7 protein-coding genes, 1 tRNA gene and 1 pseudogene are annotated in these 11,236 nt (G+C 65.2%); 4 read left to right on the forward strand and 5 right to left on the reverse strand.

All coding sequences use genetic code 11. The annotated features are described in order from the left end of the window. The first annotated feature begins 6 nt into the window (after positions 1 to 6). Positions 7 to 1,008, forward strand: a complete 1,002-nt coding sequence (locus IT361_11270; GenBank protein MCC6318260.1) for a hypothetical protein — start codon at positions 7 to 9, stop codon at positions 1,006 to 1,008. A 73-nt stretch (positions 1,009 to 1,081) separates the two neighbouring features. Further along, positions 1,082 to 1,522, forward strand: a complete 441-nt coding sequence (locus tag IT361_11275; GenBank protein MCC6318261.1) for an OsmC family protein — start codon at positions 1,082 to 1,084, stop codon at positions 1,520 to 1,522. A gap of 57 nt (positions 1,523 to 1,579) precedes the next feature. Here IT361_11275 and IT361_11280 read toward each other — a convergent pair whose 3' ends face one another. After that, the gene (locus IT361_11280; protein MCC6318262.1) at positions 1,580 to 2,524 is read right to left on the reverse strand and encodes a pyridoxal-phosphate dependent enzyme; all 945 of its coding nucleotides are present in this window, start codon (positions 2,522 to 2,524) and stop codon (positions 1,580 to 1,582) included. Positions 2,525 to 2,663: 139 nt separating this feature from the next. Here IT361_11280 and IT361_11285 point away from each other — a divergent pair. Beyond that, positions 2,664 to 2,735, forward strand: a tRNA-Cys gene (locus IT361_11285). 621 nt (positions 2,736 to 3,356) lie between these two features. On the opposite strand, the gene IT361_11290 is transcribed toward IT361_11285, so the two are convergent. The 3 genes from IT361_11290 to IT361_11300 all read right to left on the reverse strand — a co-directional run bounded on the left by IT361_11290 (position 3,357) and on the right by IT361_11300 (position 7,801). Beyond that, entirely contained in the window at positions 3,357 to 6,554 is a 3,198-nt protein-coding gene (locus IT361_11290; GenBank protein MCC6318263.1) for a sialidase, read from the reverse strand. A 697-nt stretch (positions 6,555 to 7,251) separates the two neighbouring features. Continuing rightward, positions 7,252 to 7,428 carry a transposase gene (locus IT361_11295; protein ID MCC6318264.1) on the reverse strand — a complete coding sequence of 59 codons (177 nt, stop codon included), beginning with the start codon at positions 7,426 to 7,428 and terminating at the stop codon, positions 7,252 to 7,254. Next, positions 7,397 to 7,801 carry a hypothetical protein gene (locus IT361_11300; protein MCC6318265.1) on the reverse strand — a complete coding sequence of 135 codons (405 nt, stop codon included), beginning with the start codon at positions 7,799 to 7,801 and terminating at the stop codon, positions 7,397 to 7,399. Before IT361_11300 ends, IT361_11295 begins: the two co-directional genes overlap by 32 nt. A gap of 122 nt (positions 7,802 to 7,923) precedes the next feature. On the opposite strand from IT361_11300, the pseudogene IT361_11305 reads away from it, so the two are divergent. Beyond that, positions 7,924 to 9,449 (forward strand): annotated as a pseudogene (locus IT361_11305) (transposase). 297 nt (positions 9,450 to 9,746) lie between these two features. Here the strand turns inward: IT361_11305 and IT361_11310 are convergent. Next, positions 9,747 to 10,688 (reverse strand): NYN domain-containing protein, encoded by a 942-nt coding sequence (locus IT361_11310; GenBank protein ID MCC6318266.1) that lies wholly within the window; start codon positions 10,686 to 10,688, stop codon positions 9,747 to 9,749. Positions 10,689 to 11,236 lie beyond the last annotated feature (548 nt).

Raw genomic sequence — 11,236 nt, forward strand, 5'->3', positions numbered from 1 at the left:
GGCCGCGTGATGCTTCGCGCGGTGATCCGACGATTGGCGTTAGGCATCGCCGGGCTCGCCGGGCTGTTCGCTGTGGCCTGGGTCGTCGTCGTGCTGCGCGACCTGCAGGGATCGACCGGTGGGACCGGCGCGCTCGACATCCCGCCGGCGCCCGAGGTGAGGGCGAAGGCGGCCGTCGTCGAGGTGCCGGATTCGCTGCTCGGTCTGAGCAAGGCGCTTCGTTTTCGCACGCTCACGCCGGCCGAAGCGATCGCGGTGCCCGGATTCCTCGACGTGTTTGGTGAGCCCGCCATTCACCAGCCGGCGGTGCACCCAGCAGCGACCGCGGACGGCTCGCCGTTCGCCTATCTCGTGTTGCGCCCCTTCAGCGAGAAGAAGGGCGAGATGCTCAACGGGTATCGGCTGGGGCGGTGGCCGTCGGAACGCTGGATCATGGCGCGCAACTACTACAACCCGGACGGCTTTGTGGAGGTCATCGAGGCCAACGCCTCGCTGCCGCTCACCGCGCACTTCACGTTAGGCGACTTCCTCACGCACGATCAGCGCGACCGGTGGCCGAAGTACCTGGTGCTCGAGGAGAAGTTGCTCGACAAGCTCGAGTTGATCTTCCAGGAACTCAACGCGCGCGGCATCGCCACGAGGCGCGCCGTCGTGCTGTCCGGGTTCCGGGCGCCGTACTACAACGACCGCGGTGTGGGCGAAGGCATGGCGCGTGGCAGTCGCCATCAGTTCGGCGACGCGGCCGACATCATCATCGATGACGACGGAGACGGCCGCATGGACGACCTCAACCGCAATGGGCGCTCGGACCTGGGTGACACCGCGCCCATCGCCGCCGCGCTGGCCCGTGTCGAAGCGCGCCATCGCTCGCTGACCGGTGGGCTCGGGACCTACACCGCCGTCGGCCCCAGCGGTCCGTTCGTCCATATCGACGTTCGAGGCACGAGTGCGCGGTGGGAGAGTGGATGGTGGCGGCGGCAGGGGTCGCCACGGCCGCCGGCGCCGTAGCCTGCGCTCGCGCCTATCTTGCGAGACGGAATACGACGACGGCCGCTTCACTTTCATCATCGGCACCTCCACCATGGGCTTCACACGACGATCCACCGCCGTCTGGCACGGCACAGGCTCCGAAGGCAAGGGACGCCTCACGAGCACGAGCGGCGTGCTCCACGACACGCCATACAGCGCGGCCGCGCGGTTCACCGGCGAAGACGGCAAGCTCGGCACCAACCCTGAGGAGCTGATCGCCGCCGCACACGCGGGATGCTTCACCATGGCACTCAGCTTTCGGCTGGCAGGCGCCGGCTTCACGCCGAGCGAACTCAGCACCACGGCCGGCGTCTCGATCGAGAAGCAGGGCGATGGCTGGAGCGTCGTCGGCATCGCGCTCGAACTCGTGGGCCAGGTGCCGGGGATCAGCGCCGAGCAGTTCCAGGAGATCGCGATGGCGGCAAAGGAGGGCTGCCCCATCAGTCGCGCGCTCAAGGCCGTGCCGATCTCGATCACGGCAAGGCTCGTGTAGGCAACGGCAAGCCGCGCGCTCGCGGCCGCGAGGTCGCGCCTGCGCCTGGATGTCGCCTCAGCCGATGAGCTCGCAGAGGCGCGCCAGGTCGATGTTGCCGCCGCACACGATGGCGACCACTCGGCTGTCCGCCGGGAACGCGAGGCGGCCCGTGAGCAGTGGGGATACCGCGGCGCCGGCCGACGGCTCGGCGAACAACTTGCACCGTTCCATCAGCACGCGCATGCCATCGAGGAGCTCGGCGTCGGAGACCGTGATGACCTGATCGACGAGCGCGTTCACATGGTTGAACGCGTTCATGCCGGTGAACGGAGGCGCGAGCCCGTCGGCAATGGTTCGGTTGACCTCGAGCCGTTGCGGTGATCCCGCGGCGAGCGAACACGACATCACCGCCGAACCTTCCGGCTCGATGCCGATCACGCGGGCGTCAGGCCGTCGCGCCTTTACCGCCGCCGCCACGCCCGCGAGCAGGCCGCCACCTCCGCACGCCACGAGCACCACGTCCACGTCGGGCGCGTCATCGACAATCTCCAGTCCCACCGTGCCCTGTCCGGCGATCACGCGGAGATCGTCGAACGGGTGAATGAAGGTGAGCCCCCGACGCTCCTCGAGCTCCCGAGCCGTGCCGAGCAGGTCACCCGCGGTAAGCACGACCTCTCCACCGTAGTCCCGTGTCGCCGCGACCTTGGACGGCACCGCGCTCGTCGGCATGACGATGACGGACGACATGCCGAGCGACGTTGCGCCCCAGGCCAGCGCCTGCGCGTGATTGCCCGCCGACATCGAGATCACGCCGCGCGCACGCTCCGCCTCTGCGAGCTGCCGAAGTGTGTTGACGACGCCGCGCACCTTGAACGAGCCCGTCTTCTGAAAGAGTTCGAGCTTGAGCGAGACGCGAGTACCGCTCTGCGCACTCAGGAACGACGAGGCCGAGAGGGCGGTTCGGTGCACCTTGCCCCTGATGCGCGCAGCGGCCGCGTCGAGGTCGGTGAGCGTGGTCAGTGTGGGCTGGGCGGCTTCCATGAGCGCGTGATGGTCGGGGTCGAGTGGCCGTAAGTTGCCGCTGGCATGCAGCTTATGACCAGTGGGCAGGGGCCCCGCCTTGAGCGCGGCATGGGCATGGCATAGCTTCCCTCGCCACGGCGCCGTAGCCAAGTGGTAAGGCAGCGGTCTGCAAAACCGCTATTCGCCGGTTCGATTCCGGCCGGCGCCTCTTGCATCATCGCGCACGTTAGGCACCCGCCGGGGTGCGCGCGCTGAACCTCGGAGGTTCCGGCGAGCGCCCTGCCGGAGCTCGTCGAACAAGCGGCGCGTGAGGACTTGAGCCCGCTCGCGTTTCTTGATGTCCTGCTCACGGGGCAGCTGGAACGAAAGACAGGCGGCGCGCGACGACGATGCTCAAGCGCTCGGGGCTCCCGCCAGGCTGAGGCTTTGAAAGGCATGGAGGGCTGAGGAACTCCTCGCCCTCCACGCGTCCGGCTTCCCGCTGTCTGCACGATGGTCGAACCAGGGACGAGCCATATCAGGCCGCCTTCGCTTTCCTGATACGATCCTGCTGCGCGGGATCCGTGAGCCACAGCACGCGCCGGCAGCAGCCAGCACGCTTTCGATCGATCCGTCCGGCAGCGCAGACGGATCAATCGGTGGCGCGTGATGTCAGGAACGCTGCGTCAACGCAGCCCGGAAAAAAGCGGATCGAAAGCCGGGTAGACCTCCTCCTTCTGCGGCGTACGAAGCGACGCCGCGGTCGTGATGTCGCGCAGGGTTGAGCAGTGACTTCCCACGCCTTGAGGAGCCGAATGTCGCGGAGCAGGGTAGCCGGCATCGGGGTACCTCAGGCAATGGGCTTGAGCAGTGCGCTCATTCGCGCGTTGAAGGCCGGCAGTTCCTTGTCGATGAGCACCTTGTAGGCGGCCTTGGCGCGTTCCAGGTCGGCCTCCAGCTCCTTGAGCGTCTGCATGGACGCGTCGGTCGGGCGCCAGTCGGCGCCGCCGGCCACGTCGCCGGCACCGCTCCCGATTTCTCCTGCCAGCCACAAGAGCGAGAGATACGTGCGGTACGTCTCCACGAACCACTTGTCGTCCGAGTGCAGGTCGTGGCGCGAAAGGAGGATGAGCTCGATGTCGAGCATCTTCTGGTCCATCTCCCTGAGCGCCTTGACCGCTGTCGCGTTGGAGGCGTTGGCCTTGAGCTGGTCCTCGATGTTCTTGCGCAGTACCTCGAGTTGGTTGACGACGTTGGCCGTCTCGGTGAGCCGGTCGCGTACGCGCACCTGCGCATCGGTGGATGCCACGAGGTCCACATCTTCTGTGGGGAGGTCGCTGGCCTTGAGGACGGTGAGCGGCTGCGTGTACACCTGGCCGCTGGCGCGTAGCGTCACCGTGTAACGCCCGGGTGAGCCCAGCGGTCCCTGGGTCTGCGGCTGCTGAATGCCCCAGTGGGCAATGGGGCGCGTGTCCTTTCCCTTGTAGGGCGGTTCGTCCCAGATGTATGGATTGTCGGGCGGCGACGTGCGCAGCGCCACCGCGACCGCCAGGTCGTAACGCAGGTTCCACGTGACGCGGTTGAGGCCCACATGGGGCTTCACCTTGAGCGTCCGCGCCAGCCGCCCCGCCGCATCGGTGATGTCGAGCATCACCACGGTGGTGTCGGCGGCTCGGAAGGTCAGGTCCACGCGCCCTTCTCGAGCGCGGCGGATGCCCGGTCGCGGGGCGAACAGAGTTGTACCGCCAGCAGCAACTCCCCCCTCCTGCAGTGCCTTGAGGTCGCGCAGTACCCAGAGCCCGCGCCCGTAGGTGGACACCACGGCATCGTTCCACCCCTTGGGGATCTCGATCCAGGTGACCGGTGCAGCAGGCAGTCCGGTCTGGTACTGCGTCCAGTGCGCACCGTCGTCCATGCTGTAGAAGAAGGCGTGTCCGGTCCCCGCCAGCAGCATTCCCTTGCGCTCGGGATGCTCGGCGACGGCGAGCACATAGTCGAGCGGGTGCGATGTCGGGAGGTCACCGACGATGCTCTTCCATGTCTGGCCGTAGTCACTCGTCTTGTAGAGGTAGGGGCGACGATCGTCGTTGGTGTGCAGGTCGACGACCATGTACGCCGTGGCAGCGTCGTGTGGCGACGGTTCGATCTTGCGGATCGTCCCCCACGCCGGCATACCGGTGACATTCTTCGACAGGTCGGTCCACTGGCCACCGCCGTTGCGCGTGATCCAGACCTTGCCGTCGTTCGTTCCAGCCCAGATGAGCCCCCGCTTGAGCTTCGACGGCGCGATGGCGAAGACCACTGAGCCGTAGAACTGTCCCAGGTTGTCGCTGATCACCCCGCCGCTCGGCTTGATCCTCGACGTGTCATTCAGGGACAGGTCGGGGGAGATGATGTCCCAGCTCTGCCCCTTGTTGTTCGTGCGGAAGATGACCTGGCAGCCGTAGTAGACCGTCTGCGTGTCGAACGGGTCGATGGCAAGCGGCGCGGTCCAATGACAACGGTACTTGATCTCGTCGGGCGGAGCGTCCAAGGTGATGCGATACGGCTGCACCGAGCGCGACGTTCGCGTCTTGTGGTTGTAGCGCGTGACCTTGTTACCGTAGCACGAGGCCCAGATGATGTCGGGATCATTGGGATCGGGAATGGTGAAGCCCGACTCGCAGCCTCCGATCCCCTCGTCCCAGTCGCGCGCGCCCTCAGTGGTCATCCCGTAGAACGTGGGCCCGGCCGGCCCCATGCCCGGCGTCCCGCGCTCATAACCGTCCGAGGGGCCGCGCATCGTCCCGTTGTCCTGACGGTTGCTGTACACCCAGTACGGAGTGCGGTTGTCCACCGCGACATGGTACATCTGCCCGTTGTTGAGCACGACGCGCCGTCGCTGCTTCATGTGCGACGTGGTGATGGTAAAGCCCACATCGTCGGTAAGACCGAAGTGGTCGGGATTGCTGGGCGAGATCCAGATGTCGTGCGTGTCACCGCCCCAGCGCGTGTCCTCGAACGTCTTCCCACCATCCATCGAGCGCCAGAACGACGAGTTGGCAACGTAGACTTCGTCCTGGTTACCGCTGTTCACAGCCACATGGTTGTAGTAGCCGGCCCGGCCGATCAGGGAGCGTTGCCAGCTCACCACCTGCCAGCTTGCACCGCCGTCGTCCGAGCGCCAGAGCGATCCCTGGTTGAGCGTCTGGATGAGGGCGAAGATGCGGTTGCTGTTGGACGGAGCGATGGCCACGCCCACCTTGCCGATCGTCGGCCTGGGAAGCCCGGGGTGTTCGACGCGCTTCCAGCTGCTGCCGCCGTTGCGCGTCATCCAGATACCGCTCCCCGGGCCGCCGCTCGTCATCCCCCACGACTTCATCACCACCTCCCACGTGCCCGCCACCAACACCTCCGGATCCTTCGCATCCATCGTGATGTCGGAGCACCCGGTGTTGGTGTTCACGAACAGCGACCGCGTCCAGGTGCTGCCGCCGTCGGTGGTCTTGTAGACGCCGCGCTCCTCCTGTGGGCCGTTGGTCCGGCCTAACGCGCAGACGTACACCACGTTGGCATCCCGCGGGTGCACGAGGATGCGGGCAATGCGCCCCGTCTCGCGCAGCCCCACGTTCCGCCAGGTGGCACCGGCGTCAGTCGACTTGTAAACGCCATCGCCCTGCACGTCGCTCTCGCGAATCGTCCACGCCTCACCCGTTCCCGCCCAGACGACGTTGCGATCGCTGGGCGCTACCGCCAGTGCGCCCACCGCCTGCACCGGCTGATCGTCGAAGATCGGGCGCCAGTTGGCACCGCCATCGGTCGTCTTCCAGATCCCGCCCGACGCCGAGCCGGCGTACCAGATCGCCGTGTCACCCTCCACGCCCGCAAGGGAGGCAAAGCGCCCGCCCGTCGCGGGGCCAAGGAACTCGAAGCGGTATGGCGCTGCCGTGATGGGCGCGTTGGGGTCGGCGGCCGGACGACGCTGGGCCTGCGCCGACGTGGCGATGAGGGCCGCGGACGCAAGGGCGAGCCGGGAGAGCTGCTGGAGCGGGCGAAGTTGGAGGGACATTCGAGCGAGACTTCCACTGGAGTGATGGGGGGAGCGAACGTATCGCACTGGCAGTGTACGCACTGGGGGAGCGTGGCGTTCGACGGATGCACCGCGCGCCGGGGCTCGACGGTCGAGCATGCCCGAGCGTTATGCGGATTGTGTCCGTCCGAATGATGTCCCCGTGTCTGGAATGCGGTGCTCCCGGCGAATCACGTTCTTGCCGCTCCGGTATTGCGACATCGCTGACCGGCACACATCAGCAGGATTCACCGTCGATGCAACCCACGCCGCGGTCTTCTTTTCACTTTGACAGAAACCAGTCGTATCAACGCCCGAAAATCAGCGGCGACCGCCCGCGTAGCGGGTGGGCGTCAGTTGGATTGAGTGATCAGGCGCCAGGCTCATGGAAGCGCTCTCAGTGGGGCGTCGTGCCGACGGCCAGCATGGTCAAAGAATGATCCACCGCACAGCCACCAGGGCATGCGCTCCAACATGGCAAGCGCTGTTTCTGGTGTGACAGATCGAGCAACCTCCGGCGAGATGATACCGCGATACCAGCGGCCCGAAGCTGTCAGGTGCTCATACTCGAAGTGATACGTCAACCAAATGGCGCCGCAATGTTTGCAGGTTTCGAGAGCGACGTCTGCATGGGTACCGTTTGAGTCGTCCATGCCAAGGTCGACTCTCTCATAGTCGAGATACCAGAGCGGAGGACTCATACATTTGCACAAGCGACTATCTGCCATTGGCGCCTGACGACGATGTAGAAAAGCCTCGTGCGGGCGCACCGCGTGGTGAACCAGCAGCTGTTCAAGCATTCATCACGGAAGTTGCCGTTGAAGCTCTCGCAGTACGCGTTCTCAACGGGTTTGCCCGGCCGGATGCACTGCAACGCCGCCGCGCTCGTGTGCCCAGCGATCCAGCGCTTTGCCCGCGAACTCCGGTCCGTGGTCGCGGACGACGCTCCGGGGCAGTCCGCGGGCCATCGCCACGCGGTCGAGCGCCTGGATCACGCGGCCGGCCGGGAATGCCCCACCACGATCAGACGGACACTCGCGCGTGAAGTCGTCCACCAACGTGAAGCAGCGAACGCGCGACCGTCCGTCTGTGCGCGCTGGGGCTCTGAGCACAAACGTCTGCTCGGTGATGCCATGCTTGCGGCACAGTTCGCGGATCTGCACGCCGGCGTGCGCCTGCTGCTTGGGAATCCCTGAACCGCCGTCCTGGGCGCTACAGCCATGGCCGTCGTCCGATGACCTGGCCACGGCACTGGCTGGGACGCCTAACGAAGCTGTAGAAAACCCGGCGCGACCTCGCGAGCGCCAGAGACTTTGCAGGGCTGCTGGGTGAAGCTAGAGTGGGTTTCGTCCCGCGTCGAGGAGCGCCCATGGCCCGCTACAAGTACATCGATACGCAGCCCCGCTTGCTGCCGGTCGATCTCGCCCAGCAGCTGCTGCCGGGCACCTTCGAACATGCCGTGCATCACTTGGTGACGCACGCGATCGACCTCTCGCACTTCGACGCGCGGTTCAAGAATGACACGACCGGCGCGCCCGCGTATCCGCCCGCGACGCTGCTGCAGGTCGTGCTCGTCGCCTACGCGCGGGGGTCGTGAGTAGCCGTGGGATCGCGCGGCTCTGCGAGACACACGTGACCTTCATCGCCCTGTGCGGCGACCAGGCGCCGCACTTCACCACGATCGCGCACTTTGTCAGCACGTTGGGGGACGACATCGCCCGCGTCTTCGCCGCCGTGCTCGCCATTTGTGAGGCGCAGGGGTTGATCGGGCGCGAGATGTTTGCGATCGATGGGGTCAAGCTGCCGAGCAACGCCGCGAAGCAGAAGAGTGGGACGCGGGCCGAGTTTGAGCGGCAGGCCGACAAACTGGAAGCGGCGGCCGCGGCGATGGTCGCGCGGCATCGGGCGACGGATGCCTTGCCGGTTGAGCCGAGTTCAAGCGCGAAAGAGGTGGCCCGGCTCGCGCGGCTGCAGCGCGACGCGACGCAGCTGCGCGCGTGGTTGGCGGCGCATCCCGAGGAGCGGCGCGGGCCGAATGGCGCGGTGCGGAAGAGCCATCGCACCGACAACGAGAGTGCGAAGATGGCGACGGGCAAAGGCGTGATCCAGGGCTACACGGGCGTGGCGGCGGTGGATGCGAAGCATCAGATCATTTGTGTGGCGGAGGCCCATGGGACGGGCTCGGAACAGGAGCTCCTCGTGCCGGTCGTGGAGGCGCTCACGCCCCACCTCGCGCCGACGTCGCTGGTGACGGCGGACGCGGGCTACCACAGTGAAGCAAACGTGCGCGCGTTGGAGCAGCGCCAGGTGGACGCGCTGATTGCGGACAGCGAGTTGCGGCGGCGCGACGAGCGCTTCGCGACCCAAGTGGAACATCATCAGACCAAGGATCCACTGCATGACAAGTCAGATGAGGAGGGGGCGCCACGGCGGTTCCAGCCGAGTGATTTCACGTACGATCCGGTCGCGCGCACATGTGTATGCCCCGCGGGCAAATCCCTCTATCGGAAAGGGCCGGCGAATATCACGCGCGGGTTTGTCGCCGAGCATTTCCTCGGCACGAAGCGGGATTGCCTTCCCTGTCTCCTCCGCGTGCAGTGTCTACGCGATCCAACCCAAGCGTCGCCCCGCTCGGTGGCCTTCTTCCGCGGCCGCGCCGCGCCCGCGCCGGAGACGCGCACGGCCCGGAGGAAGCGTCGCATCGATCAGCCCACGGAACGAGCGCGGTATGCGCAGCGCTTTGGGACGGTGGAGCCCGTCTTCGCCAATCTTCGGCACAACAAGCGCCTGGATCGCTTCACGCTACGCAGTCGCCGGAAGGTGGAGGCGCAATGGCGGCGCTTCTGTCTGGTGCACAACATCGAGAAGCTCGCGCACACGGGCTACGCCGCCTAACGCGTCCGGGGACCCGGCGGTCGGGCGCGATTGCCTGCCCTTGGCGCGGTCGATCCGCGCCGCCAGCGAAATAGCGATCCTCGCATGCCACCGCAGGCTCCGCCGAAGCCAGTCGGCGTCACGACCGCCCTCGCACAGCCCAAGAGAGGCTTTTCCTACACCCTGAGCGAATAGCGTTCTGCTGCGAACGCTCAAATGAACTGCGAACGGGCGGCGCGCGCAAACCCAAACGTGCTATCGGCGCGCGCCGCCCGTTCGCTTCCTCAATTGCCCGCGTTCGTCAGCAGCAACGCGTGGTTATGCCGCGGCTGCGCCGACCGCTGCCGGTCTATCGAGCACCGAGATACTGATGGCGCATGGTCCTCGTTTGTTTGAACCGAGGGCGTAGGTGACGCGCTGCCCGGTGCGGAGTTCGTTGAAGTCGGCGTTTAGTAGCTCGGCGTGGAAGAAGAAGATATTCGCCGCTCCGGAATCCGGAGCGATAAAGCCATATCCAGGTTGTAGGTTCTGTATGCGACCCGTTTGCTGAGGAAGTTCCGCTTGAGTCGGAACGACTGGCGACGTGCCGTTCGTTGCGGGGTGAGCGCGAACCGGCCTCGGTGGCACGAACATTCCATTCACCAACGGATCGGCGCGTCGTGACCGATCGTCTATTATCTGATGCATCATGATCGGGTACGTAACCTCGTCGAGGAGCACCTGCGCCGTTCTCGTTTCCTGCTCCTTGTTGTCTGCGTCCGTAAACTTGAAGTCCCAAGCGAGCAGCATGACCCTGGTGCCAATGGTGTTGAGCTTGCGCACGAGTGGAAGAAAGTCTCCATCGCAGGCAACTAGCACGACTACGTCGAACCTTTTGTAGATCGCAAGTTCGTAGGCTTCTAGGGCCAGCCATACGTCGATGCCCTTCTCGCCATCGGGGCCAAGAGGCAAATAGTGCGTGACCACGCCCTCGCGCACGAGAACGTCATCAAACGCCCGCTCCCTGGCGAGCATACCTCGCTGTTCAGCATCTTGGGCGCGCGGCCGACCGCGGAAATAGTGTGCGTCCACGATTTGGCAGTAGCGCACGTCCACCCCCTCTGAATCCGCCGCTTGGCTGCGGACGAATTCGTGCAGGCCTCCCACGCTGAGACGCGCGCGCCGGTCATGGTGGTAGTTGTAGTAGTTGCTAGCGTGGAAGAAGAACGTTCCGTCGTAAAAGACGCCAATTCTCGTGAGTTCATTCGTTTTCGTCGTCACTTGCTGGTTCCTGTGGTAGATGAGTTGTGAAACGGTGAGTTATTTTCGATTTTCGTTGCTCTCAGGAATTCTTGTGATTGCGGCTCTGCACCATGTTTTCTCCAAGAAGGGGGGACAAAAACTGAAAAAGGCCTCTCCTAACCGCGAGAGACCAGCAAACCAGTGCGCTTCTACCATCAATTGTCGTGGAATTCTTCTGGCCCTTCGAATGGCGCGTCTACATTCTCCATTTCCTCAGGAATAGGGTTACAAAATTCAAAAGGCCCCTCGCAGCGCAAGAGACCAGCAACAACAAGTTTCTTCTGTACTTCTATTACATGTTGCCGCGGCGAAGGCTCCACCGGACGGGCCTAGATACCACCCGGCGCTCGATCGCGCAAGAGCGAATTTAGGCGCCCGCTGCGCACCCAATGGTCGTCGTCGGCATAACGATTAGGGTTCAACAGCGAGGGCTTCCCACAAGACGGCGGCGAAGCCGCCTACCAAAGCGCACTCGCCTGTTGCAACCCGCGGTTATGCAGCCGAGGAGCGACATCAACAGAGGGACG

The organism is Gemmatimonadaceae bacterium (genome assembly GCA_020846935.1).
In the GTDB taxonomy this organism is placed as follows: domain Bacteria; phylum Gemmatimonadota; class Gemmatimonadetes; order Gemmatimonadales; family Gemmatimonadaceae; genus RBC101.

Bases quoted from the DNA above. Each gene is read 5' to 3' on its own strand.
- IT361_11275 (MCC6318261.1), top strand. From the start codon at position 1,082: ATGGGCTTCACACGACGATCCACCGCCGTCTGGCACGGCACAGGCTCC.
- IT361_11290 (MCC6318263.1), bottom strand. From the start codon at position 6,554: ATGTCCCTCCAACTTCGCCCGCTCCAGCAGCTCTCCCGGCTCGCCCTT.